The organism is Streptomyces sp. NPDC045701 (genome assembly GCF_056432045.1).
In genome coordinates, this window is the sequence record NZ_JBWKJV010000023.1 from 19,927 (window position 1) to 44,967 (window position 25,041).

Consider the following 25,041-nt stretch of genomic DNA (forward strand, 5'->3'; position numbering starts at 1 on the left):
TGACACTGGAGGTCAGCAGTCATGCTGGAGGACGTGTTCGGTCCCCAAGGCGAGGAGCTGCTCTGGGAAGGACACGAACGGGGCGAAGACCGTCACCGTGCTCCCCGTGCCGGTGTGGAGGACACGGCGGGTGCCGTCGTGGGCGTCGGCTGGTGCTCGTCCTCACGGCGCTCCGGCCGACTCAGGGTGGCCGCCAGGACGAGCCGGCCCATCGAGGTGGACGCGACGCGTATCTCGTCGGCCCAGGAGGCGGACGGCTCCGCCGTGATCAGGCTCTGCTGGTCGAGGTAGCGGAGCACGCTCGCTCGCACGGCGTCCTTGTTCATGCCCACCCACGTGTGGCCGTCCTCGTCGACCGAGACCGCGCCCGCAGTGACGAGCCGGAGGACCTGGAGCCGCTCCGTCGTGAGGCTGACGTGGGCACCGACCTCCGGTATCGAGTAGGAGCTGCGGTAGCGGTGCATTTCTGCGGCGACGCGCTCGGCGCAGCTGACGAGGTCGGTAGCGGCGGTGGCGAGCAGGTCACGGGCCGCCTGCACGCTGGTCAACCTCGTCTCGACAGAGCTGGCCGAGGTGGCGTCGGCGCCTTCGACCGCGCGTGCGAGCGAGTCGGCCGCCGCGGTCGTTACGACCGTGAGCTGGGCCATCCTGGAGCCGACCGTGGCGTCGTTGTGATCGATGAGAGACATCGGCAGTTCCCGGTGTGCCGTGCCTACGGCAGCCGCGTCTTGGGCGAGCGACGTCACGGTGACGAGCTGCCGGCCGATCCGTTCGTCCGCCGCCGGCGCGCTGAGGGTGCGGTCGTCGAGCGCGTCGAAGCACTGCGCGTACCGGGCCGCTAGCGTCAGCATCTGCACGCAGACCGTGAAGTGGGGTGCGATGGGTCGCTGTTCGGGCATCTGCGAGTTCTCCGGGACTTCTCGGCGGGGGGGGGCGTCAACGGGTGCGGGCGTGGGGTGCAGGGGCCCGGCGCGGTAGAGAGCGGTGTGCGCGCTGGAAGGTCAGGGCGCGGGCCGCTGCCCGGGCATCGGCCACGGCGGCGGTGTAGTGGGGCAGGACCCGGTCGGTGATCCGCCAGGCGGCGCGGGCCGGATCGAGCGGAGCGGCGACCGATGGCGGGGCGGGGATGCGGTCGGTGATGTCCTCGTGCAGGTCGAGGGGGACGACGGGGCAGATGAGGGCGCGGCGCTGGCGGTGTTCGGCGAGGTAGAGCTCCAGGCCGTCAGCGCGGCGGAGGGTCGCGGCGCGTTCGCGGCCGGCGGGGGACGGGCGGTCTTCGGAAGGAGTCCAGATCCGGCACAGGTCGACGGACTGGTCCGCGGGGCGCGGGTACCGGTGGCGGATGGTGGTCCAGGTGCCGGGGAGTCGGTGGGCGACTGCGACGGCGAACAGGTGGAAGGGGTGCACGAAGGGGTCCTTGGGTCAGCGGATACGGGTGCGGGCAGGCTGTGCCGCGGCAGCGGACGGGCGTGTCACGACCGGCGTGCGGCCGAGCCGGGAGGCGAGAGCGACACGTCCGGCGTCGGTGAGGTGGAGGCGGACGGACCGTGACCCGGGCAGAGGGCGGTACGCCTCGCGGTGGACCCAGTCGCGCGACTCCAGGGAGCGGACGGTGGCCATCGAGAGGCGGTCGAGCCGGTTCGAGGCCCATTCCTCAGAGCCGAGGGTGTCGACGGTGACGTATCCGGAGGCGACGGCGTGCAGGGCGGCGTACTGCGCGGGCGACATGGGATGGGCTCGGCTGCTGAACTTCTGGGCACGCAGCGCGGCGGCGAGGTCTGCGGCGGTGCGCAGAGCGTCGGGTGCACCGAGCACGGTCAGCGTGTCCGCCTCCCGAAGGTGCCGTCCGGCTTCGAGGAGGGTGTCAAGGACCGGGCCGGGCGGATGGGGCCGCTGCGCTCGCTCCTCGGGCGGGAGATCGCCGAGGTAGACGTGGACCCACGTCAGGTGCTCGTCCGCCAACTGGGCCTGCCGGGCGAGGAGCTGGAGGCGGCTGACTGCGTCCCGGATGCCGGGGCTTACGTAGACACGGACCTCGGCGACCTCCCTGGCGGCGGCCTTGGTGGCGAAGGCGAGCTGGGCGGCGGCCTCGGCGTGGGCGAGGGCCTCGTCAGGGGCGAGCGGATCATTGAACTGCAACGTGGCCAGTCGGTCACGGAACCGCGTGGTCTGCTCGGCCAGGGTGAGGACGCGGGCCGGAAGAAGCTCGGCCGACACCGCGGCGCCGGAGGCGGATCCGGACGTCATCGGCGCCGTCCTCGCTCCCAGATGCCGGACCTCGGGACCGTGTTCCAGGAGTCGACGTGGGAGTGCCTTTCAGCGAACGGCGCGGTATCCGAAGCGGATGAGGCTGTGATGGGAGGTGTTCCTTTCTGGCGCGGGCGCGCCGGCGGCTACGGCGAACTCGATCGCGACATGCCGTCCTGGCCGGAAGTGCCGGACGTCCTGCGTCGGCACACGGGCGGTCACGCGGCAGAGTCGTAGTCGGCCTGTTGGGGGCTGGTCTTGGCGAGTGCTCGGGCGGTTATGGCCTTCGACGCGCGGGAGGACGCGGCGGCGAGCTCGTCGGCGCCGGGCTCGGCGTACCAGGGGCGCAGGTCGAGCATCGCGACGCGCATACCGGTGGCCAGGCACAGCGCGGAGCCCTTGGGGGGGCGCGGATCGCGTCGGCCGGCAGGATCCGTTCCTGCCGCATGCTGATCGAGGTCGACTTGCCGGAGTCGGAGACGGAGGTGGAGGTGGTCTCGACGTCATGGTCCCCGATCATCCGTGAGAGCTTGTCGGCGAAGTCGGGGTCGTCGATGCCCGAGCCGATGACCTTCACAGTGGCCGCGGACCACATCGCGTCCATGCCCGCGTCCCCCCACACCTTGTGCCCCTGGCGGTAGGACTGCAGGATGGTGATCGGGATGATCCCGCGCGAGCCCAAGTGGGAGTACAGGTCCGGCAGGTCGCTGATCTTGCACACGTTGGCGGCCTCGTCGAGGATCGCGAGCATCGGCGGGTCGAGCCGACCGCCCGCGCGCTCGGCCTCGGCGGTCGCGGCCCGCATCACGGAGTCCGCGCACGCGGCGATCAGGGCCGAGGCGCCGCCTCCGCCGTCCTTCGACAGCAGGAACAGGGAGTCGCAGGAGGTCACGAAGTCGGTCGGCCGGAACTCGGGCACGTCCTTCTGCGGGGTGACCCAGGCGGCGATCTCCGAGTTGAGCAGGGCGGAGGCGTACTGGCGAGCGGTCTCGTAGATGCCGTCCCTCGTTTCGGGCGGTCCCTCGACGGTGCCCTTCAACTGGGAAGCGACGGAGGCGAATCCGTGATCGCGCAGGATGTCGAGCGGGCGCCGGTCGGACGGGAAGGCGAGCCACCGCATGACGTCGGTGATCGGCCGCTCGTCGAGCGCTGCTGCCAGGAACAGCTGGCTGAGGATGTTGCTGCCGGCCTTGGCCCAGAAGTCACCCTGCTGGTTCGCATCGACGGAGGCGGCGAGGAAGTGCCCGGCCAGCCGGCCCGCGCCGTCGAGGGTGCGCGCGTCGGTGAGCGGGTTCCACCACATGGTCCGCTCGGCGTGGGCGATCTGCTGCGGGTCCATCGACCACACCCGTCCGACTCGGCTGCGGGCGTCGTAGCACGCGGTGTACGCGTCGCCCGAGGCCTTGTTGGAGGTCAGCAGCACCGGTCCCGGCGCGGTGAGGATGGAGGGGATCGCGAGCGAGGTGGTCTTGCCGGAACGTGGCGCCATGATGGCGACGGCGACGTCCTCGAAGCCCATGCGGACCTCGTGCTTCGTGCCCTGGAGGTTGCCGAGGAGGATGCCGGTGTCGCGAGGCTCGATGTGCTTGGCGTACTTCAGGCTCGGGCGCAGCGAGCGGGCCTTGGCCTCGATCGCCTTCACGAGCAGCGGCTCGATGTCGCGGGCGCTCGCCATGCCCTTGACCTTCTTCTTCCGGCCACTGGCCCGGTTCTTGTGCCGGGCCCAGATACCTGCGGCGCCGGCGGCGATCAGGAGCGTCAGCAGGACGGGCACAATGCGAGTGGCGACGAGCAGGGTCGTTTCTCCAGCATTGGGCCACAGCTGCCCGGGGTGGAGGAGAGCGTCGGCCGGCCGGTAGGGCACCCACGGGCCGGTCCCGGTCGCCCAGGCGGCGAGGTTCCCGGACAGCCAGGCGAAGGAGGCGAGGGGGAAGCCGATCGCGAGGGCGCCGCCGCCGATCTTGAGGGCTATGTCGTGGCCGTCGGAGCTGGTGGAGGGGGAGCTGGGCAAGGGCGGGTTCCTTGTGGACGCCGGGGTCGGCGGGCGGTGTGAGGGTCAGCGGGTACGGCGGGGCGCTGTCCGCGGCGGTTGCGACGGGGGCGGAGGAGTGCCGGTACGGCGGGCGGCGAGGCGTTCGACGCGGGCGGGGAGCGCGGAGGCAACGCTCGCAGCCGTGGCCTGGTGCCAGTGGAGGTTGATGCCCTGCCGGCTGAGGCCGCGGGTCTGCTCGTGGGTGCGCCGCAGCGGTTCGCGATCGGCGAGCGCCTGTGTGAAGGCCGTCACGATGCCGGCGGGGGTGCGGCTGTCGAAGCGCGCCTGCCACAGCACGTAGTCCTCGTCGAAAGCGGCGGTGATGAACCAGCTGTTCGAGCCGGAGAAGGTGATCCGCTCGCCCTTGACGATGCCGTCGGGGGAGCGGAACTCGCCGGACGGTGCCGTCTCCCATCCCTGCCGACGCAGCGGCCGGAGGGGATCGGCGGCGGCCCGCTCGTTGTGCGCGGGGTCGGTGAGGGTGTCGGTGACCGCGGCGATCAGCTCGACCGGCGTCCGGCCGCCGAAGGACGCGTACCAACTGTTGGAGGGAGTGCCGCCGTTGTGGGTGATCCGCCACCACTGATCGCTCGGATTCGGTTCGAGCCGCAGGAGCGTCTTCTGGTCCGGGCTGGAGAGGACAACCCTTGGCAGCAGCGGCTCGTGTCCGTGGCTCCAGCCGACGGCTTCGTGCAGGGGGACGGTGACCCATGCCAGGTCTCCGGGGCCGGCGAGGTACCTGGGCGAGACGAGCGCCTGGTCGACCATGTCGCTCATCAGGGGCTACGACGGGGGCCGGCTGCCCGCGCCCGAACTTCCGCTGGTGGCGCTCAAGCCGCGAGGAAGAATCCGTTGACCTGTGCTGATGGACGGAGTCGGGTGCCCTTTCGTAGAGGCGATGCGACCCCGGTGGCCGTGCGGCGGAATCATGCGCCTCATGTCGCTGGCGGTGCCGGTCAGGGGCGGCCCGCGGTCCAAGGCGTGGTCAGGTGAGGGCGGCTTCGGCAGACCGAACGGCGAGAGCCGCTGCCGACTGGACCGGTCCGCCTACCGGCGCCGCGACGTCGTCGAGCGCTGCTTCAACAACCCCAAGCACAACAAAGCCCTGGCCACCCGCTACGTCAAACGCGCCCCGCCACTACCAAGCCCTGGACACCCTCGCCTGCCTTCGACTCCGGCTGCCCTGACCTGCGGACACGGCCTGGTGCCGTGTTCCACGGGTGTGGGTATGCTCGCCTCGTGGGCAAGGCCGTGGTGGTGCGCGACGGTGCTGGGCCGGAGATCCTGCTTGTGCATGGCGGTGCCGGGCCGCGGACGACGTGGGGTGCGCTGTCTTCGCTGGCCGATCGGTGGACGCTTGCATATGTTCATCGGCGTGGTTATCCGCCGAGTCCACCACCACGGGAGGGCCAGGACTTCGAGGTCGACGCCCTGGACCTCGCGCCACTGCTCGTCGGCCGTCCGCACGTTGTCGCGCACTCGTACGGCGTCCTCGGGACGTTGATCGCGGCCGCTGCCGCGCCGGGCAGCGTACGCTCGCTCACCCTGATCGAGCCGCCGCTCACCCACCTCGTCCCTCACGATCCCGAGGTGGCGCGGCTCGAGCGCATCGGCGACGCGGTCCTCACCCACGGAATGGACACGGACCCGAGCGAGCTGCGCGAGTTCCTCCGTCTCGCGGGTGCGCCCGTCGGCGACGGCCCGCTCCCCGAGGAGGTGGCCTCCGGCGTTCGGCGGGCGCACGGTGGCCGACTGCCCAGCGAGTCACGCCCACGGCTCGACGCGATCCGTGACGCCGGCGTCCCCGTGCTCGTCGCGTCCGGAGGCCACGCGGCCGCGCTCGAGCGGATCTGCGACGCTCTCGCGGCTGCGCTCAGCGGCGAGCGCAGCGTACACCCGGGCGCCGGTCACTTCGTCGCCGCGGCACCGGGCTTCACCGAACAGCTTGAGACCTTCTTGCGCCGGAGCGTCATGTGGCGGGCCTCCCGCAACAGGTGAGTGCGGCGGCGACTGGCAGCCGTCGTGTCCGGCGCGGGCTGGCCCGCGACGCAGCATCTGCAGTGCGTCGTGATTCCGAAGCCGGTGGCGTAGCGGAATGAGCTGCGGTTGTGGGGGCGTTACGGGTGACCTTCACGCTGACATGGTGCCTGCGGCGCTGGTGCTGATGGAGCGCCAGGCTCCCTTGTGCGGGCAGGTCGACCGCCGGGTAACACCAGGTCGCTCGAGGAAGGGCGAGTTTGCGGTGCCCGGTTTCGTCACCGGTCTGGAGCTTCCCGGACCCCGAGTGGAGTTCATGGACGAGCGGCCGGACGCGGTAGCGGCTGCTGTACGGGCGTGATGACCGCTGCCGTGCCGCCCGGGTGAGCACCGGGAACGTTGCCGGCAGGATGGCCTGAGCGGGAGTCGGTCCGGCAGCGGCGTGACCGACGCCGCTCGCTTCGGCACCGGCGCCGTGGCGCCGCCGATCAGCCGCACGGTCTCGGCTGCGCCCAGTGCCGGCCGCGGCCTTCGGTGCGTGAACGGATGGTGGTCAGAGCTCTTGGTCGGGCCAGTCCAGCAGGCGGGCGCCGATGACGGCGGTCTGGAGTGTGTAGCGGTGGACGGGGTCGCCGGGGTCGGCGCCGGTCAGCTTGTGTATGCGCTCCAGCCGGTACGTCATGGCCCGCACACTCAGGGAGAGGCGCCGGGCGGCCTCGGCGGACACGCAGCCGGTGTCGAAATACGCGGTGAGGGTGTCGAGGAGCGGGCGTGCCCCACCGCGCGCCTGCTGCAACGGGCCGAGCACGGTGCGTACGAGGTCGGCCATGGCCTGCCGGTCGCGGGTGAGGACCGGATAGACGAGCAGGTCGGCGGCGTGCAGCACGGGCTCGTCGAGGTTCATCCGCTCGGCCAGGTCCAGGGCGTTGAGCGCTTCTTCGTAGGAGTGGACGACTCCGCCGACCCCGGGGTGGGCCCGGCCGATGGCGACGCGGCCGCCGTCGGTCGCGGCGTACGCCTGCTTGGCGAAGAAGGCCAGGAGGTCGGTCTGGTCGCCCGGCGCGATGCAGATGAGCTTCCCGTTCTTCGTGGTCAGCAGGATCCGGCGGTCGCCGAAGCGGGCCGCGAGAGACGACTCGATGCCACGCGTGACTGAATAGCCGTCGTCGTACGGCTCCGGGCCCTGCGCCACGGCGACCGCGTGCGCATGGGACAGCAACAATCCGAAACGCTCGGCCCGTCCGGCGAGACGGCCGACGTCACTGCGGCCGTGCAACAGGTCGTCGATGAACTCCCGCCGGGCGGCCTCCTGCCGGCGGATGGCGAGCTGCTGTGCCCGCTCGTGGCCTTCGGCGAAGGCGTCCACGGCTTGCTCCACCGCCGCGAGCAGATGGTCAGCGGCAGTCCCGCGCAGTCGTGTCCTCACGTCCTGAGCGGCAGACAGGTGGGCCCGCACCAGCAAACGGAGTCCGACGCCGGCCTCCGCCGCCCGCTCACCCTGGGCGCGCAGCGCTTCCAACTCGTCGCGGCTCAACCGCCTGCCCGTGGCACAGGCATCGGTGAGGATCCGGGCGTACCCCTCCACATACTTCTCGGTGGTGCCCCGCTCCGCCATGACCGCTCCCCGTTCCTGACGCGCCGATGACGCCTTCCTGACGCGTGAACGTCAAGACTGCCATGCGTCGGCGGCGGGACGGCCACCGGCATCATGGGGGCGAAAAGATTGCCGGTGGACGGCAATGCGACCACCTGCGCCACGCTGCCACGATGAGCCCGCCGGGGCCGGGCGTCGGGAATCGATGCCGGAGCCAGGAAGGCAACACGTCACAGCACCGGATCGAGGGGGAAGAGTCATGGCCGAGTTCCTGCATGCCGTCGCCACCTTCCCCGCCGTGCTCTTCACCGCCGCTCTCGTGGTGGTCATGGGTTTCTGGCTGCTGGTACTGCTCGGCGTCGCCGGCCACGACAGCTTCGACGCGGACATGGACACCGACGCACTGAGTCTCGGCGGAGTGCCCGTCTCGGTGTCGGCTTCGTCGCTGGTGGTCCTGTGCTGGTTCCTCAGCGTCTCCGGGTCGGTGGTGCTGGCCCGTACGGGCTGGTCCGACGCCCTGGTCCATCTGCTCGACGCCGTCCTGCTGATCGCCTTCGTGATCGGCTCCTGGTGCTTGACCCGTGCGTTCGTCCGCCCGCTGGCCAAGCTCTTCCCCGATGAACCCGGGCCGTCCCTGCACGACTTCGTCGGGTCGATCTGCACCATCCGCACCGGGCGGGTCGACGTGGACTTCGGCCAGGCGGAGGTCGCGGCGCGGGACGGCTCCACCGCCGTCGTGCAGGTCCGTCAGAACGATGACAGCCCGCTGGCGCTCGGCAGCACGGGGCTGCTGTACGCGTACGACGACGCCGGCGCGTTCTTCTGGGTCGCGCCCTTCGACAAGGCGCTGGACCCCCGCGGCTGACCGCCGCCCCCTACCGCTACAGCTCACACCCTTCGATCCAGGGATTCCTCATGGATGCCATCTCTTGGGGCATCGGCGTGCTCGCGGCCGTTGTCCTGCTCATCGCCGTCGCCATGCTGTTCGTGATCAGCCGGCTGTTCCGCAAGGTGGAACAGGGCAAGGCGCTGATCGTGTCGAAGATGCGGAAGGTCGACGTGACCTTCACCGGGCAGGTCGTCCTGCCCGTCCTGCACAGGGCGGAGGTCATGGACATCTCGGTGAAGACCATCGACATCTCCCGCACCGGCCGGGACGGTCTGATCTGCCGGGACAACATCCGCGCCGACATCCGGATCTCGTTCTTCGTCCGGGTCAACAAGACCGTCGAGGACGTCATCAAGGTCGCCCAGGCCATCGGCACGGCGCGCGCCAGCGACCAGGCGACCCTGCAGGAGCTGTTCAACGCCAAGTTCTCCGAGGCGCTGAAGACGGTCGGCAAGCAACTCGACTTCACCGATCTCTACACCAAGCGCGACGAGTTCCGGGACCGGATCATCCAGGTCATCGGCACCGACCTGAACGGCTACAGCCTGGAGGACGCGGCGATCGACTACCTGGAGCAGACGCCCCTCGCGCAGCTGGACGCCTCCAACATCCTCGACGCCCAGGGCATCCGGAAGATCACCGAGCTGACGGCCGTCGAGCACGTGCGCACCAACGAGTTCCGGCGCACGGAGGAGAAGGAGATCACCCGGCAGAACGTCGACGCCCGCGAGGCGATCCTGGAGCTGGAGCGCCGCCAGGCCGACGCGGAGATCAAGCAGAAGCGGGAGATCGACACGGTACGGGCCCGGGAGGAGGCCGAGACCGCCCGGGTGGTCGAGGAGGAGCGGCTGCGCGCCCAGAGCGCGTTCCTGAAGACCGAGGAGCAACTGGGCATCCAGCGGGAGAACCAGGCCCGCGAGGTGGCCGTCGCGCAGAAGAACCGCGAGCGGGTCATCGCCATCGAGAACGAGCGGATCGAGAAGGACCGGCTGCTCGAAGTCATCGCCCGCGACCGGGAGACCGAACTGACCCGCATCTCCGCCGAGAAGGAGGTCGAGGCCGAGCGCCGCGAGATCGCCGAGGTCATCCGTGAGCGGGTCGCGGTGGACCGTACGGTCGCCGAGCAGGAGGAGTCCATCAAGAAGCTCCGCGCGGTCGAGGAGGCCGAGCGCAAGCGGCAAGCGGTGATCATCGCCGCCGAGGCGGAGGCACAGGAGCAGTTGGTCAAGGACATCAAGGCCGCCGAAGCCGCCGAGCAGGCCGCCGTCCACCGGGCGGCGGAGGAGCTGACGCTCGCCGAGGCCCGCCACAAGGCCGCCGACATGGACGCTCGGGCGAAGGTCCGCCTCGCCGAGGGCATCCAGGCCGAGGTGGCGGCTGAGGGCCTGGCGGCCGTCCAGGTGCGGGAGAAGGAGGCCGACGCCATCGAGAAGGCCGGCCGCGCGGAGGCCGACGCCACCGAGGCCCGGCTGCGCGCCGAGGCGGCCGGCACCCGCGAGAAGGCACTGGCCGAGGCCACGGCCATCGGCGAGAAGCTCAAGGCCGAGGCGGCAGGGCTCACCGAGAAGGCCGCCGCGATGGCCGCCCTGGACGACGCCTCCCGTACGCACGAGGAGTACCGGCTGTGGCTGGAGGCCGAGAAGGACATCCGGCTGGCCGGGCTGGACGTGCAGCGGCAGGTCGCCGAGGCGCAGGCCGCGGTGCTCGCCACCGGGCTGGAGAACGCCGACATCAACATCGTCGGGGGCGAGTCGGCCTTCTTCGACCGGATCGTCGGTGCCATTTCCCTCGGCAGGAGCGTCGACGGGTTCATGGACAGCTCACGGACCGCCCAGGCGCTGGCCGGTCCGTGGCTGGACGGCTCGGCCTCCTTCACCGAGGACCTGACGAAGGTCCTGGGGTCGGTCTCCACCGCCGACGTGCAGAACCTGACCGTGTCCGCCCTGCTGATGAAGCTCATGCCGGCCGGGTCCGGGCAGCTGGACGAGCTCATCGGCAAAGCACGGCAACTGGGCCTCGCCGACATGCCGGTGGCCGAACTCGCCGGGCTGCACGGCGCCGGGCTGAACGGTGCGGCCACCGGCTGACCGCCCGGCCCCACAGCTTCCGGAGCTGCCGCGCGGGGGGCGGCAGCTCCGGAGGAAGACCATCACGTACACGAGGGAGCGGGAGAGCATGGACACGACGGGGATGGACGCCGGTACGTACGAGGTGCTGCGCGCCCGCCTCGGTGCTCGGGCCGGAGAACTGGCCCGGCGCGCCGAGGCCCTCAACACCGCCCGCATGACGGCTTTCGGCTCCACCGGCCTCACCCTGCTCCGTACCGAACGGATCCTCACGGACCGCGATGTCGTACCCCGCGACGTCGTCGCCGTCGGCGACGCGCTGCTCGTGGGCTACGAGGCCCCGCCCGCCGACGTATTCGCCCTCTACGACCGCGACCTGAACCGGCTGCCGGACGACGCGGTGCCCGGGCTGCTCGACGACCCCGACTTCGTACGCGAACACGAGGCTCTGCACCGTTACTTCCAGGGTGCGCGCCTGCTCCAGCTGCGCCACGTGGAGGAGAAGCTGCTGGCGGTGTTCCGGACGGGGGAGCAGGCCGAGGACATCCGTGTCCTTCGCTGGTCCGTGTCCCCGTCGGGCGAGGTGCGGTTCCTGGACGCCCGTGGCGAGCGCGACCACGTCTTCCCCGACCCGTACGACTTCTCCTGGACGGAGACGACCCGGGACGACCACGTCCTCGGCCGGCATCCGCACATCTCGATCGCCGACGGCACGGTCTTCGTCTCGACAGTGGGCGGCACACTCACCGTGGCGAGCGGTGCGGACATCCTCCACAGCGAGCCGGTCGACGAGCCGCTGCAGTCCCTCGCCGACGCCGAGGTGGCGTACGCGGTCGTCGGCACGCTGCTCCTGCTGCGTGTGTGGCCCTACAAGGAGGAGAACCGGCGTCACCTGGTCCTCAACACGCTCACCAGGACCGTCGTCCGGCTGGACGGCATCGGGCAGTCCTGCCGTCGCCTCCCGGACGACCAGGGCATCGTCTTCCCCGGTGGCTACTGCCTCGCCACCGGAGCGGTGAAGAGCTTCGACGCGGTGGACACCTCGGGCCTGGAGTTCGAGCGTGCGGTGCGGTCGCCGAACGGCGAGGACGTGCTGTTCGCCTACCACGCCCGGGCCGAGGGCCGCACCCTCCTCCTCTCCTACAACCTCATCCGCAACGAGGCCGCCGCACCACTGATCTGCCACGGCTACTCCCTCTTCGACGACGGCACCCTCGTCCTGCTGCGCCCGGAGTCCGGCGAGCCGGCGCGCGTGCACCCGGTTCAGGTGTGGCGGACGCCGTACGTCTCCGACACCCACACCGCGCCGGCGGACGACGGGCCCCTCGCCCGCATCGGGAACGCCGACCTCGTACGCGGCATCTCCGACTGCCTCGCGATCGCCCGCCAGGCCACCGAGACCCACCCTGGCAGCGAGATGTACCAGACGCTCGTCGCCGCCTGCACCCGGACCGCCGACCGCTTCCACTGGCTGGGCGACGCGGACGCCGGTGACCTGCGCGCTCCTCTGGAAGAGGTGCGGGCCACCTCCGAGCAGGTGCTGGAGGAGTTCGCGGCCGTGCGGTCCCTCACCCGCCAGGCGGCCGAGGCGCTCGCGGAGGCGGCCGAGCGCGTTCAGCGCCTGGTCCGGCGCGTGCGCGGCGAGGCGCCCGCCACCGCCGAGGAGTGGATCGACCGCATCACCGAACTGCGCCGGGCGCAGGGTCGGCTGGTGACCCTCAAGGAGATGCGGTACGCGGACACGGAGGCCATCGACGCGCTCACCGAGGACACCGAGGGCCACATCGTCTCGACCGCGCAGCGGGCGGTGGCCTTCCTCCGGCGCGACGACGCCTTCAGCGGCCACCACGCGCTGGTGGAGCGCCTCACCGCCGAGGCAGGGGCGATCAGCACGGCCGCGGAGGCCGCTACGGTCACGGAGCGGCTGGACGAGCAGGTCTCCGGCCTCCAGACCCTCACCGAGGTCGTCACCGGCCTCGACATCGGCGACGCCACGGTGCGCACCGCCATCCTGGAGCGGATCGCCGAGGTGCTGGGCGGGTTGAACCGCGCCCGGGCGGTCCTCGCGGCCCGTCGCCGTGAGCTCGTCGACCAGGAGGGGCGGGCGGCATTCGCGGCCGAGTTCGCCCTGCTCGCCCAGTCGGTCACCGGCGCACTGGCTGCGGCGGGCACGCCAGAGGCATGCGAGACGCGACTGGCCGGCCTCCTGCTCCAGTTGGACGCCCTGGAGTCGCGGTTCGCCGATCACGACGGCTTCCTCGCCGACATCGCCGGCAAGCGCACCGAGGTCCACGACGCCTTCTCCGGCCGCAAGCAGACCCTGCGGGACGCCCGGGCCCGGCGCGCCGAGCGTCTCGCCGAGTCCGCCGGCCGTGTCCTGGAGACGATCGCCCGCCGGGCGGCCGCGCTGGACGACCTCGACGCGGTCAACACCTACTTCACCTCGGACCCGAGGGCGGCCAAGGTCCGCCGCACCGCCGACGAGCTGCGCCACCTCGGCGATCAGGTACGGGCAGAAGAGCTGGAGGGACGGCTGAAGGCCGCCCGCCAGGAGACCGGGCGGGCGCTGCGGGACCGTACCGAGCTGTACGCGGACGGCGGCGACACCATCCGGCTCGGCGCGCACCGCTTCGCCGTCAACACCCAGCCACCCGAGCTCACGCTCGTACCGCACGGCGACGGAGGTATGGCGTTCGCACTGACCGGCACCGACTACCGCCGCCCGGTCACCGAGCCGGAGTTCGCGGACACCCGCGCCTGCTGGGACCAGCTCCTGCCCTCCGAGAACGCGGACGTCTACCGGGCGGAGCACCTCGCCGCGAAGCTCCTGGCCGAGCACGGCGCGGACGCCCTCGCCGGCGCGGGCCTTCCCGCCCTCACCCGGCGGGCCGCCGAAGCCGCCTACGACGAGGGCTACGAGCGCGGCGTCCACGACCACGACACGGCCCTGATCCTCTCCGCACTGCTGGACCTGCACGGGCGGGCCGGGCTGCTGCGGTACCCGGCCGCCGACCGCGCCGCCGCCCAGCTGTTCTGGGCCCACGGCACGACGCCCGAGGCGCGGCAGGCGTGGACGCGCGAGGCGGCCTCCCTCGTCCGGGCACGGGACATGTTCGGTACCGCGCCGGCGCTCGACGAGCTGCGCGGCGAACTCGCGGGCGCGGGCGCCCTGACCGGCTTCGCCGCCGAGTACCTCGTCGAAGAGCTGGCGGCCGGCGAGTCGTTCGTGGTGAGCCCCGTTGCCCGCACGCTGCTGGAGAAGTTCCACCGGGCGGTGGGCTCGCCACCGTACGCGCAGGACGTACAGGACCGGCTGGCCGCCGGGGACACCACTGCTGCGCGGCGGCTGGTGGAGGGCTGGCTCGTCTCGTACGCCACCGCCGGCGGCGAGGACGTGGAAGCCGGCGACCTCGCCGAGGCCGTCGCGGTGGAGGTGTGTCCCCGGCTGGCGCGCCTCGAATCCGACGGCTCCCTGACGGCCACGGTCGAGGGCCTGCTCGGCGCGCACCCGAGAATCGACAACGGCACCCTGACCCTGCGGCTCGACGAGTTCCTGGCCAGGACCGGCGACTTCGCCCGCCGAGTGGTGCCCGCCTTCCGCGCCTACCAGCAGCGCAGGGCAACTCTGGTCGCCGACGAGCGACGCCGCCTGCGGCTCGACACGTACCGGCCGCGCGTCATGTCCTCCTTCGTACGGGGCCGGCTCGTCGACGAGGTGTACCTGCCGCTCGTCGGCGACAACCTCGCCAAGCAGCTCGGCGCGGCCGGAGAGGGCAAGCGGACCGACAACAGCGGCCTGCTGCTGCTCGTCTCACCGCCCGGCTACGGCAAGACGACCCTCATGGAGTACGTCGCCGACCGCCTCGGCCTGCTCCTGGTGAAGGTCGACGGCCCGGCCCTCGGCCACAACGTCACCTCCCTCGACCCGGCGGAAGCCCCGAACGCCACCGCCCGCCAGGAGATCGAGAAGATCAACTTTGCCCTGGCGGCGGGGAACAACGTCCTGCTGTACCTGGACGACATCCAGCACACCTCACCCGAGCTGCTCCAGAAGTTCATCCCCCTTTGCGACGCCACTCGCACTCTGAACGGCCACGACCTGCGCGGCAAGCGATTCGCCGTCTGCATGGCCGGCAATCCCCACACCGAAACCGGGCAGCGCTTCCGCATCCCCGACATGCTCGCCAACCGCGCCGACGTCTGGAACCTCGGCGACGTCCTGACCGGCAAGGAGGACGCTTTCGCACTCAGCTTCATCGAGAACGCCCTCACCTCGCACCCGGATCTCGCGCCCCTGGCCGCGCGGGACCGCGCCGACCTGGAACTGCTGGTCCGGCTCGCCGCCGACGACCCGACCGCCGGACGCGACCGGCTCACCCACCCCTACGCCCCCGCCGAGCTCGACCGCATCCTCGCGGTACTGCGTCACCTGCTCACCGCCCGCGAGACGGTTCTCGCCGTCAACGCGGCGTACATCGCCTCCGCCGCCCAGACCGACGCCACCCGAACCGAACCGCCCTTCCAGCTCCAGGGCTCCTACCGCAACATGAACAAGATCGCCGCCCGCGTCTCGTCGGTCATGACCGACGACGAACTCGCCGCCGTGATCGACGACCACTACACGGGCGAGGCACAGGCCCTCACCAACGGAGCCGAAGCCAACCTGCTCAAGCTGGCCGCGTTGCGCGGCACGCTCAGCCAGGCACAGGCAGCGCGCTGGGCGCAGATCACCGCCGCGTACATCCGCACGCGGTCCCTCGGCGGCTCCGGGGACGACGCTCCCGGCCGGGCGGTGGCCGCACTCGGCCTGCTCGCCGACCGGATCGCCGCCGTCGAAACGGCCATCACCCGCGCCACGAACCCCCGCCACCCGCTGAGCCGCCCACTCGGCCGGCACGCCGCCCGCCCGGAAGGCGCACCGGATCGGTGACACACACGTTCTGCTGTGGAGGCTGTGGGAGCTGCGCGTGAAACTGTGACGCGGCCGCGGTTCAAGTCACCAGCTCCCGCCGCCGCGGGCCGGTCAGCCGGTATGGGGGCACCTGGCGTTCCTGGCTCGCCTCTATGACCCTGCCGCCATGCCCAGCTATGACTCCCGCTTCACCACGACAGGACATCAGCCAGCACCGACACGACAACCACGCCTGGGAAGATGACCGGTCCGGCCTCCAGGGGGAACCGACGGTACGCTGCTCCGCTTTCTCACCGAGACGCTCCCATCCGCAGCCCGCGCGGATGCGGACGAAGCGGCGCGCGTGCTTACAGTCTGGCCGCGCCGGAGCCAGGCGGCAATACAGAGACCGGCGAAAGACCGCATGCGGAAGAGCCCCCGCCCGAGAACCATCCTGGCCGGGGCTCATCCATCGGGACCGCGTGAGGGTCAGGCGGTGGTACGCCCTGCGGTCTGACGGCGGCGTACGACGAACACCGCCCCGGCGCCCAGGGCCACGGCGGCCGCGCCCGTGAGGGCGTACTTCGGCAGCGCTGAGGTGGAACCGGTGTTGGCGAGGGAGCCGTCTGCGTCGCCGGTCGAGGCGCCGACCGCGGCGGGCGAGGCGGAGCTCGCACCGCCCTGCGGGGCGCTGTCGGAAGTGGGCGGCTTGCTGGTGCCGGGGGTGGCGGTGCCGGGCGGCGTCGGCGTGGCACTACCGCCGGTGCCAGGGGTGCCGGGCGAAGGCTTGGGCGTACTGCCGGTGCCGCCACTGCCGGCTTCCTTGGCGTCCTTCAGGGCCTTCTCGGCAGCCTGGAGGGTGGTGAGCGCGTCCTTGGTGGCCTTCTGGAGGACGGAGAGCTGCCGGAACAGCTGCACTCGGTAGTCGGAGAGCGCGGTGTTCGCGGCGGTGCTCCTGGCGTCGGCGGCGGACTTCGCCTCGGCGGCTGCTTCGGCGGCCTTCCGCGCGTCACCGAGTGCCTTGAAGGCGGCGACCCTCTGGTCGTCCGTGGAGGTCGGGTCGTCGACGACCGCCTTGACGGCGGCCTCGGCGTCGGTGACGGCCTTGTCGGCGGCTGTCTTCGCCGCGGCGGCCCTCTCGGCCTCCGCCTTCGCCTGGGAGGCGGCGACGGCGAGCGGGTGAGTGGTGTCGTTGAGCTTGGCGTCGAGGACCTTCTGGAACTCGGCTTCGGCAGCGACGGCGGCGTCGTATGCCTTCTTGGCCTCGGCGACGGCCTTCTCCAGCTCCGCGACGGACGGCGCGGTGACAGCTCGCGACAGGGCGACGGATGAGCCCGTGTCCGCGAACGCGGGGCCGGCGGAGAGCAACAGGGCGGGTGTGGCGACGGCACAGGTGACGGCCGTCGCGAGGGCATGGCGAGTCTTCATGGGTCCCCTTCTCCGGAACATAGGACAACAGCGGGATACGGCCGGTCGTGGACAGGTCGGCGTCGCGTACCGAAACCCTCGGGGCTCCGCGCCCAACACCCGGGAAGGCGGTGCGCCACCACGCCGGGTCGGTGATCGTATGCACTCTTGGCTCCGACGTGACATCGGCTGATCCACGTCTCTGACGGCGCCCCTCGACAACTCACCACAGCGCGGGGACAGAGCGGGCAACGGGAACGGTTGCGCTCGCTCGTGTCGATTGCCCTGTGACGGTTCTCATCGACCGACAGCATGTGACCGACATCGCCGCCAGGGCTGGTCAGAGGTAGAACAACTATTATGAACCCCAGTGTCGTTGGGCGGGCCGCGTCGGGGTGACCGTTGCCGGGCGCACCCTTTTCCTCACCAGCGGCAGGCCGAGCGGGTGTTATGTGGAGGACGCGAACAGATATCACGCCGGGCGGCTTTCCGGGTGTCAACAGGGTCGAGCCTGGTGGTGGAGCGGTGCGTCGGCCGGCTAGCCCCGGCTCTCAGGGCTCGCCCGTCGGCGACCGGGAGTAGCGGCAGGTACCGCGACCTTTCCAGGTCCGGGATGACAGGGCGGCACCTTCTCGGGCCGCCCCACGAGCTGGTGCCCGCACTCCCAATGCCCCTCGCGCGGCGGGCACCAGCATCGGTGTGTCGAGGGAAGCGGGCCCCGGGCCGGCATGCTCCCGGGTGGCCCGTCCTACGAAAACGGATCAGTTGCAACCGGTGTTCCGATAGCAGGTGACCGAGTCCTTGGTGATCCAGCCGAAACCGCCGTCCTCAGAAACCGAGTAGCTGACGAGGACCTTTGCCGGACCGCCCACTACTGTGGAGAAGTCCAGGTTTCCAGCGAAGGGGCGCGTCCCGTCGGCCTCCATGCCCACGCACAGCTTGCTCGACGAACCCGCCCGCATTGAGCCGTCAGGCGCCCAGGCGGTGAAGTGAACCACTCGGCAGCCGCTGGCTACGTGATTGTTTCCGCTGAAGCTGACGGACCGGTTCAGCCAAGTCAATTTTCCTGTCGCAACGCTGTTGCCGTAGGACACCTCGAAACTTGTGTCTGCGGCATAGGCAGAGGAGGAGAATCCCGTCATCAGCGCTGCTGCAGCCCCGAGTGTGGCCGCACCCTTCAGGAACTTCCGCATCGATTCAACCAATCGCTCCGCACCAGGCACTGCCCTGGCGTACACCCCTCTTTACCCGCCCACCGTCAACGGGTTCATGACCGATCTATGGCACTCCACACACCTCGCCGTCACTCCTGGCGAAGGCAGGTCGTGCACGTGCCGGTCCACAGCAAGTCCTGGGATGCCGGGGAAAGGTCGGACGGTCAGCCCCGGCGCGTGGCTTGCGTACCGAGCTCACGACCCTTAGGAGGGACCCTGGGCGAACTTACGAGGCGGGCGTAGGATCGCCAACCGCGCCCCGGCGGGCCCTGCCCCTCCGTGGGCGGACGCTCGCCGCCTTGCTGCCGGCCAGCCGCCGGACGGCCCGTCCCGGGCGAGATGACCGCTCACTGCTGCCCGGGTGCCGCTTCGCGGTGCTGCGGGCCCGCGCCGGAGGACTGCCATGCAGCTATAGCCGGTCCGCTGCAGTTCGGACTTCCAGTGCTGCGCCAAGGCAATGGGGCGTCCCGTGCCGCTGGCACGACGTGGCGTAGGCTGCGAGACACATGGCAGCAATGAACGGTGCTCATGGCGCATGACCGGTGCCATGTTTGCGTAGCAGGGGGACGGTGATGGGCCGTGTCACAATCGGGCTCCAACCGCGTGGTCATGTCGCTGGTCCTAATATTGCTCTGCTCATTGCCGGGCGGCGATCGAGTTGTGAATGAACGCCGCGCGCAAGTGACGGTGTGGATGTATCCGGTCATCGCTGATGAACAGGCGAACAAGCGTTACTGGGCCGACGTCGAACGTGATTTCGAAGACGTCGAGTTGGGTGTTGACCTGGTCATCGACCACCAGCCGTGGGAAGGGCGGGACGAGCGCCTCGTTGCCGCTTTCGAGCAGGGAAGGGGGCCCGATGTCGCGCTTCTGGCCCCTGACCAGATCCCGCTGCTCGCGGACAAGGGTTGGATTAGCCCGGTGGAAAGCGCGCTGGGTGACGACGTGAACAGGCTCTTTCCGGCTGCCGTGGGAGCTGTGAGCCGCGAAGGGCGCCTCTATGCAGCGCCGATCTACCAGACCGTCGCCACGACCATCTACAACATGCGCCTACTGAAGGCGGCCGGCGTGACGAGGCCGCCCGGCACTTGGGATGAAATACGAACCGCGGCTGCGAAAGCCAAGGCGGCGGGCTTCACACTCCTCGACTACTCCGCTCACGACGATGCCTCTCTCAACCTCAATTTCTATCCCTTGTTGTGGCAGGCCGGTGGACGCGTATTCACCGAGGACGGTCGACAGGTCGCCTTTGACGGGCCGGAAGGGGTGAAAGCGCTGACCTTCCTCGTCGATCTGTACAAAGCGGGCGCCATTCCGTCTTCGTCCTTGCAGAACTCCAACTGGTTGGCTGGCCAGGCCTTGGGTAGGCAGGAGTCCGCCATGGGTTTCGCCGTTGGTTTGCGCAACGCCGACCTCGCTGCCCGGCTCTGGGGTCCGGAGAACGTTCTCATCGGCGCTCCGCTCAAGGGCCCGGTCAGGGAAGTGGCCTTCGGTATGCCTGGCGCATTGGCTGTCAATGCGGTCGGCAACAAGGAGGGGGCGAAGCAGTTCCTTTCCTTCATGGTGAAAGCCCGCCAGATCAAGTCGCTCGGACGTGCAAGCGGGTTCTTCTCCCCCCGTGTGGACGTCGCTGTGCCCAGCGATTCCCCTTACGCACGTGACTACCAAGCGGCCCTGGCAAGCGCCTTCCCGGGGGAGCCTCACCCTGCGGCACGCCGGGTCATGCAGTTGCTGGCGCCGGAGATCCGGGCCGCACTCACGGGAAGGAAGAGTCCCGGCCAGGCCCTCCAGGCGGCGGCCGAGGCCGCGAACGCCCTTCTGGCGAGGATGTAGCGCCGGTTACCTGGCCGGCTCGAGATGGGCAGCCGGTCACGTGCGCTGGCCAGGGCTGCCGACGACCTTCGTAACCACCCTGGTGGCAGTGGCGACGACAGTGCCCTTCTTGACCCACGGGCCTGATGAGGCCTGCCCCCCCACTCGGTAGTCGATGCCTGCCACGTACCGCACTCCGCGGTAGGCGTACGTCTCCGGGTCGAGCAGTACCTGCATCGCGTTTCGCTCATTCGTGTAGTCCCGGTATGCCCCTCTGGCCTCGATGGCGATAGCCGGCCGTCCCTCCCCGTCCATGACCAGGGGCAGTTGCGCAGAGCCTGCCAATGTATGGAGGACCTCGTAGATAACCTTGGCCTTCGTCGCGGGAACATGTGAGGAGCTGGCCAAAATTTCCACGACCTCGGCGAAGTCCCGCTGCTGTCGCGTCACCTGCCGAGCTTCGGCGTGGCGGCCGGGTGGGGAGTGTTCACGGATGGTCCGCAACGCCATGCCGGGGTCGTCAGGGAGCGTAGCGACCAGAGCATCCGAAGGTTGCGGCGGGAGTATCTGCCACGCGCTCTGATAGTGGCCGTTCCACAGATCGACGTCGTCCGGATCCGTCGTGCTGTCGTCAGCCGTTGCGAATGCACCTCCGTCATAGCGGACCCACCTCTCCTGCTCCACTTGCTCCGCTGCCGCAGCCCGACAGGGCTGCGTGAGTGAGCCGAGATTGAAGGAGACCACCTCACTGGGCCCCTGCGTGCTGGCGCCACTACCGCATTGCCAGGTGTCCCACCGGATCTTCTGGTAGACCCACCGTTCCGCGACCGGAGCCGGTGTCGCAACCGTCCGGTCGTCCGTCTTCCCAGGCAGAGTGGTCAGTGTGGCCGCGGCGGTCACCGCAACGGCAGCAGCGACAGCGGTGACCTTCCATCCGAAGCGCCGATGCGGGCGCTCGTACATCTCGTCGAACAGACGTTGGCCGATGCCGGCCAACTGTGCCCGGTCGGGTGCAGGGATGTCGCTGCGGAACCTCCGCACCGCTTCGAACTCATCCAAGGCTCAGTGCCTCCCGGAGCTCCCGCCCGACGACTGTGTCGTCACCGCCGAGAGCGGTACGTACCTTCTTACGAGCCCGGTTGAGGCGGGAGCGCACCGTGCCGACCGGGATAGACAGCGCGTCCGCGACTTCGAGGTAGCTGAGGTCGGCCCAGGCGATGAGCAGCAGTACGTGGCGATCCCCCGCCGACAGGCTCGCCAGGGCCCTGGCGATCGATTCCTGCATGGCCTGAGCGGTCACCCGGCTGTCTGAGCGGTCCGTCCACGAATGTGTCAACGGGTCATGCCCGCTGCGAGCCAGAGTCTTGAGTGCCCTTACCTCGGCGCGGTGATGCTTGCCTATGAGGTTGGCGGCTATGCCGTACAGCCACGGCAGTGCGTTGCGCCGGGCGAGGTCGTACGTCCCCCGCGCACGGAAGGCGGCAAGAAACGTCTCGCCCGTGATGTCGTCGGCTGTTTCCTCACCCAGACGGCGGGCGGCGTACCGCTGGATGGCGGCAGCGTGACGATGGAAGAGAGCACCGAAGGCTTCGGGCTGGGTCAATGAGTCGGCGATGACGTCCGCGTCATCGCCGTCCTCGAGGTGCCGACCGTGCAAGTGATCCTCCGTGTCTGCCATGTCATGGGCGCACCCATCTTTACCCGCTCGGGCCGATCGGGTTCATGCCGACCATCCGGTGCCGTGAACCCGATCGGCCCGAGCGGGTAAAGAACAGTGCCCGACACGCGCGGCGCCGGCGCATCCGGCGCTGTACTGCCCCCGGAGGAGCCCTCTTGATACGAGCCGTAAGACGACTGACGATGACCACAGCCGCTGCCGTGCTGGCCCTGTTCGCCTCGCAGCTCATCGCTGCGGCACCCGCCCAAGCTGGGCAGGCGCTGCCGGGAGGCAAGGCGAACTGGGTGGTCTCCGTCGGGCACATGGACAGCGCAAGCAGCAACAACTACCGGAACTGGGTGCGCTTGGGGTACTACGTCTTCGGTGCTGACGGCACCGTGACCACCTCCTACTGGAACTGGGCACAGCGTGACGAACCCAAACGTGTGGACGCGGTGACCGCAGACTGTGGCGGTAACGTTCCTACCTGTGCGATTCGTACCGTCGAGGGCTTCGCCGGCACCCCCACCGGCGGCTTCCAGGGCACCTACACCTACGCAAACGACGGACGAGTAATCATCACCTGGTCCAAGAACGCCTCTGGCACTCCATTGGGCAGCTCTCTGACCGAGCGCTGGAACCTGGAAAGTGGAATCGCCAACGGCGCCGCAGCACGGATCACCAGCCCCACCTTCTACGGCGCATACGGCAACAACGTCGAGATACCGGCCCCCGGTGAATTCTCCAACTACACCGCCAACTTCGGCATCGGCTACGGAAGCAACGCCTCGCTGGACCGAGAGACCCGCGCCACCATGAACCAGCTCGTCACCGATCCCCGCTACAACGCCCGGCCCCACAAGGGCGCGTTCGTTGTGGCCAAGGCATCTTCTGCCGACCCGTCCACCCGCGTCGGGATCGTAGGGCGTGAAGGGGCGGGCGGTACCTGGACCTTCGGCAACACGGCCAACCCGTGGAAGGTGTGTTCCAACGGTCCCTGCATGGGCTGGCTGCAGCCCAACACTAGCTGCGCCGGAACGGATAAGGACCGCGTGCGCTATATCGCAGAGATCGGCGGCGGGCGCCGGAACACCGAGGAATACTGGTGCCAGTCCTTGGCCCAGGGGCAGCCCTGCTACAAATACAACTCACACCCCCGCCCCATGCTGCAGGTCATCGACGACTCCGGAAAATTCCAGGGTTGGGTCGGAGTGGAAGCATTCACCCACGTAGACACCAAGACCGGTCTACCCGACAGCAGCTGGGTCGAAGGATACTGGGGAATATTCGACAACGTTTCCGAAGAAATGCAGCCCAAGCTGCCCACCCCATAGTGGAGGATTCAGACCCTGCGGTGTCCCAACCGCCGCACTTGAAGGATAGAGCTGCCGGGCTTATGCCGAGGCATACCGGAACCCAGCAAGGTGAGCTGGCTGATGGAACGGCCGAGGTGGCGTTGGCAGTCGCATGCCTCGCAGTCGCGGTCAATGTTCTTCGTGGTGGTCGTGCTGCCACGGCTGCCATGGATTACTAGGTCTGGGGGTATGGGTGAAGTCCCGAAAAACGCGGAAAATCATGCAGCAGATCGCCACTGGAGAGCCGGTACAAGTAACGAGCCGCATGGCCTCCATACGGAAGCTCGCTCGCCTCGCCTGCCTCGCCCGGCATTTCGGCTACGACTATGCGGGGGTACGGCAAGGTGGTGGACCGCAGGGCAATGGACTTGTCATGCTGCTCACACCCGACCCAAGCCCGCAAGCCCGCGCGCAGGCCGCACGATCCTGGAGCCGGTACCCGGATGCTGGTGGCGGTGGTGCACTCCCTCCCCTGCAAGCCGACACGGTTGCACTTCTACGGGCGCGTATCGGATTGGACCTCGCCGCTCGTTACAGTGAAAAGCAACTCATCGCGCTCGCCGGTTTCGGCTTTACTGTGGCGGCTGCGGGGCTCGGTCTTCAGCTCGGAGAGGGTGTCACATCCTGGCTCATCGCCGGTGTCATCTGGGCTGTCCTTATGGCGCTCGTGCCCGTCCTGCTCGCGGTCAACCGACGTTACCGATCTCGTTGCACCACTATCCTTGAGGCTGCCGGGTACATGCGTGTGAACGACCGAAGCGGACGACCCCGATATGCACCTCCGTCCGCCGGCGCGGGCATGAATGCCGAGGGATGGAACGAAGCGTCGTAGGTGAGTAGGCAGGACCGCCGTGCTGCCGTCGTCAGGTAGTCACGCAAAGCTCGCCGCAGGGGCCTTGACGCGCCGCACGAGGTGCGCGTTCCGCCAATTGATGGTCGGACGGTGTAGGGCGCCACCAGCTTTTCCCTGGAGTGTAGAGTCTTGTGAATTCCCTCGCAGGCCCGACCCAGATCCGCCACCACCGCACAGAATGCCGTCACCATAGCGCCAGAATCACCTCGCGCTGGACATGGCTGTCCCGACCACTTGCACTCCTGTCGTGTGCCCGACCATACGCCGGCCCCCCGGTTCGCCATCCAGTTCCCCAGTACGAGCGCTATGCCTGCTGGCGTGAACACAACATGGGTGCGGTGCGGCACGAGATGTACGCCCTGTCGCCGCTGGCGTGGCCCGGCCCGGTACAGGGATATCCTCGGCCGGGTCGGGCGACGCGGCGGGAAGGCTCCCTCTTGCTCTGGCAGCACCAACGACCCAGGCTGCGTATCAATCACCAGGAGCAAGAAGGCGCCGGGCTTCTGCTGCAGCCGGCGGAGCCATGCATGAGGTCTACCGTGTCGCCCGGCACCATGGGGCCGTCGGCCAGCGCCCATGAGTGCTGCGCCGTTCCGCCGCCGCGTTTACGTGGGACACAGGGGTCAGCGCGGTCCGACGCAGATGCCGCCGAAACGAATACGAAAGTCCGTTGCGAAAGGGAATGGGTCCCGATCCTATGTCGGACCGGGACCCGGGACGTCAGCGCAGTGGTAGGTCAGGGGCTGCGGCAATCCGGCGCTTTGGCCGGCATACGGAGAGTGAACGGCGGCACTTACGGTGACCTGCCCCGATACGCCCGTCGGCCCGACGACACTTCACGGACAGCTGTCCAGCATCCGTGGCGCGACGGGCGCTATTCAGCCGGGAATCCTGTGCGTGCGGACGGCGAAAAGGCGGGCGGCCGGAAGGCTCAAGGCTGTGACTCATGTTGTCTCGAGCAATGCTCAGGACTTGTGGATCGGTTCCGGGAGGGCATGCGGAGGGCGTACCTTCCCGAATGATCCTTTGATGGTCTCCGAGTGGGCC

At 69.5% G+C, this 25,041-nt stretch carries 16 protein-coding genes and 2 pseudogenes; 8 read left to right on the forward strand and 10 right to left on the reverse strand.

Annotated features, from left to right (window positions below):
- Positions 1-92: 92 nt before the first annotated feature.
- From AC07DW_RS22610 to AC07DW_RS22630, 5 genes and pseudogenes are all read right to left on the reverse strand, one after another.
- Positions 93-899 (reverse strand): hypothetical protein, encoded by an 807-nt coding sequence (locus tag AC07DW_RS22610; protein ID WP_478859481.1) that lies wholly within the window; start codon positions 897-899, stop codon positions 93-95.
- A 37-nt stretch (positions 900-936) separates the two neighbouring features.
- Entirely contained in the window at positions 937-1,407 is a 471-nt protein-coding gene (locus tag AC07DW_RS22615; RefSeq protein WP_478859482.1) for a hypothetical protein, read from the reverse strand.
- A 15-nt stretch (positions 1,408-1,422) separates the two neighbouring features.
- Positions 1,423-2,247 (reverse strand): hypothetical protein, encoded by an 825-nt coding sequence (locus AC07DW_RS22620; protein ID WP_478859483.1) that lies wholly within the window; start codon positions 2,245-2,247, stop codon positions 1,423-1,425.
- Positions 2,248-2,465: 218 nt separating this feature from the next.
- Positions 2,466-4,258 (reverse strand): annotated as a pseudogene (locus tag AC07DW_RS22625) (type IV secretory system conjugative DNA transfer family protein).
- A 45-nt stretch (positions 4,259-4,303) separates the two neighbouring features.
- Positions 4,304-5,056, reverse strand: coding sequence for an SPDY domain-containing protein (locus AC07DW_RS22630; RefSeq protein WP_478859484.1), 753 nt, complete (start codon positions 5,054-5,056; stop codon positions 4,304-4,306).
- Between the two features lie 238 nt (positions 5,057-5,294).
- Here AC07DW_RS22630 and AC07DW_RS22635 point away from each other — a divergent pair.
- Together AC07DW_RS22635 and AC07DW_RS22640 are read left to right on the forward strand one after the other, a co-directional pair.
- Positions 5,295-5,466: pseudogene (locus AC07DW_RS22635) on the forward strand (IS5/IS1182 family transposase); the annotation flags it as partial.
- Between the two features lie 52 nt (positions 5,467-5,518).
- Positions 5,519-6,277, forward strand: a complete 759-nt coding sequence (locus AC07DW_RS22640; RefSeq protein ID WP_478859485.1) for an alpha/beta fold hydrolase — start codon at positions 5,519-5,521, stop codon at positions 6,275-6,277.
- 532 nt (positions 6,278-6,809) lie between these two features.
- Here the strand turns inward: AC07DW_RS22640 and AC07DW_RS22645 are convergent.
- Entirely contained in the window at positions 6,810-7,871 is a 1,062-nt protein-coding gene (locus tag AC07DW_RS22645) for a PucR family transcriptional regulator (protein ID WP_478859486.1), read from the reverse strand.
- 238 nt (positions 7,872-8,109) lie between these two features.
- Here AC07DW_RS22645 and AC07DW_RS22650 point away from each other — a divergent pair, with 238 nt between their 5' ends.
- From AC07DW_RS22650 to AC07DW_RS22660, 3 genes are all read left to right on the forward strand, one after another.
- A complete protein-coding gene (locus tag AC07DW_RS22650; RefSeq protein ID WP_478859487.1) occupies positions 8,110-8,715 on the forward strand; it encodes a hypothetical protein in 606 nt (201 codons plus the stop codon).
- 50 nt (positions 8,716-8,765) lie between these two features.
- Positions 8,766-10,826, forward strand: coding sequence for a flotillin family protein (locus AC07DW_RS22655; RefSeq protein ID WP_478859488.1), 2,061 nt, complete (start codon positions 8,766-8,768; stop codon positions 10,824-10,826).
- Between the two features lie 88 nt (positions 10,827-10,914).
- Positions 10,915-15,735, forward strand: a complete 4,821-nt coding sequence (locus AC07DW_RS22660) for a DNA repair ATPase (RefSeq protein ID WP_478859489.1) — start codon at positions 10,915-10,917, stop codon at positions 15,733-15,735.
- Between the two features lie 450 nt (positions 15,736-16,185).
- Here AC07DW_RS22660 and AC07DW_RS22665 read toward each other — a convergent pair whose 3' ends face one another.
- Both AC07DW_RS22665 and AC07DW_RS22670 read right to left on the reverse strand, forming a co-directional pair.
- A complete protein-coding gene (locus tag AC07DW_RS22665) occupies positions 16,186-17,124 on the reverse strand; it encodes a hypothetical protein (RefSeq protein ID WP_478859490.1) in 939 nt (312 codons plus the stop codon).
- 740 nt (positions 17,125-17,864) lie between these two features.
- Complete coding sequence (locus AC07DW_RS22670; protein WP_478859491.1) at positions 17,865-18,296, reverse strand: hypothetical protein; 432 nt, start codon at positions 18,294-18,296, stop codon at positions 17,865-17,867.
- Positions 18,297-18,926: 630 nt separating this feature from the next.
- Here AC07DW_RS22670 and AC07DW_RS22675 point away from each other — a divergent pair.
- A complete protein-coding gene (locus tag AC07DW_RS22675; protein ID WP_478859535.1) occupies positions 18,927-20,150 on the forward strand; it encodes an extracellular solute-binding protein in 1,224 nt (407 codons plus the stop codon).
- Between the two features lie 36 nt (positions 20,151-20,186).
- Here AC07DW_RS22675 and AC07DW_RS22680 read toward each other — a convergent pair whose 3' ends face one another.
- Together AC07DW_RS22680 and AC07DW_RS22685 are read right to left on the reverse strand one after the other, a co-directional pair.
- The gene (locus AC07DW_RS22680) at positions 20,187-21,188 is read right to left on the reverse strand and encodes a hypothetical protein (RefSeq protein WP_478859492.1); all 1,002 of its coding nucleotides are present in this window, start codon (positions 21,186-21,188) and stop codon (positions 20,187-20,189) included.
- On the reverse strand, positions 21,181-21,807 hold the full coding sequence (locus AC07DW_RS22685; protein WP_478859493.1) for an RNA polymerase sigma factor: 627 nt from the start codon (positions 21,805-21,807) through the stop codon (positions 21,181-21,183). The genes AC07DW_RS22680 and AC07DW_RS22685 overlap by 8 nt, the downstream gene beginning before the upstream one ends.
- A 182-nt stretch (positions 21,808-21,989) precedes the next feature.
- On the opposite strand from AC07DW_RS22685, the gene AC07DW_RS22690 reads away from it, so the two are divergent.
- Both AC07DW_RS22690 and AC07DW_RS22695 read left to right on the forward strand, forming a co-directional pair.
- Complete coding sequence (locus AC07DW_RS22690; protein WP_478859494.1) at positions 21,990-23,120, forward strand: hypothetical protein; 1,131 nt, start codon at positions 21,990-21,992, stop codon at positions 23,118-23,120.
- A gap of 241 nt (positions 23,121-23,361) precedes the next feature.
- A complete protein-coding gene (locus AC07DW_RS22695) occupies positions 23,362-23,973 on the forward strand; it encodes a hypothetical protein (RefSeq protein ID WP_478859495.1) in 612 nt (203 codons plus the stop codon).
- Positions 23,974-25,041 lie beyond the last annotated feature (1,068 nt).

Bases quoted from the DNA above. Each gene is read 5' to 3' on its own strand.
- AC07DW_RS22690 (WP_478859494.1), top strand. From the start codon at position 21,990: ATGACCACAGCCGCTGCCGTGCTGGCCCTGTTCGCCTCGCAGCTCATC.
- AC07DW_RS22670 (WP_478859491.1), bottom strand. From the start codon at position 18,296: ATGCGGAAGTTCCTGAAGGGTGCGGCCACACTCGGGGCTGCAGCAGCG.
- AC07DW_RS22610 (WP_478859481.1), bottom strand. From the start codon at position 899: ATGCCCGAACAGCGACCCATCGCACCCCACTTCACGGTCTGCGTGCAG.
- AC07DW_RS22675 (WP_478859535.1), top strand. From the start codon at position 18,927: ATGTCGCTGGTCCTAATATTGCTCTGCTCATTGCCGGGCGGCGATCGA.
- AC07DW_RS22655 (WP_478859488.1), top strand. From the start codon at position 8,766: ATGGATGCCATCTCTTGGGGCATCGGCGTGCTCGCGGCCGTTGTCCTG.
- AC07DW_RS22630 (WP_478859484.1), bottom strand. From the start codon at position 5,056: ATGAGCGACATGGTCGACCAGGCGCTCGTCTCGCCCAGGTACCTCGCC.
- AC07DW_RS22645 (WP_478859486.1), bottom strand. From the start codon at position 7,871: ATGGCGGAGCGGGGCACCACCGAGAAGTATGTGGAGGGGTACGCCCGG.
- AC07DW_RS22660 (WP_478859489.1), top strand. From the start codon at position 10,915: ATGGACACGACGGGGATGGACGCCGGTACGTACGAGGTGCTGCGCGCC.
- AC07DW_RS22665 (WP_478859490.1), bottom strand. From the start codon at position 17,124: ATGAAGACTCGCCATGCCCTCGCGACGGCCGTCACCTGTGCCGTCGCC.
- AC07DW_RS22695 (WP_478859495.1), top strand. From the start codon at position 23,362: ATGCAGCAGATCGCCACTGGAGAGCCGGTACAAGTAACGAGCCGCATG.
- AC07DW_RS22650 (WP_478859487.1), top strand. From the start codon at position 8,110: ATGGCCGAGTTCCTGCATGCCGTCGCCACCTTCCCCGCCGTGCTCTTC.
- AC07DW_RS22620 (WP_478859483.1), bottom strand. From the start codon at position 2,247: ATGACGTCCGGATCCGCCTCCGGCGCCGCGGTGTCGGCCGAGCTTCTT.
- AC07DW_RS22685 (WP_478859493.1), bottom strand. From the start codon at position 21,807: ATGGCAGACACGGAGGATCACTTGCACGGTCGGCACCTCGAGGACGGC.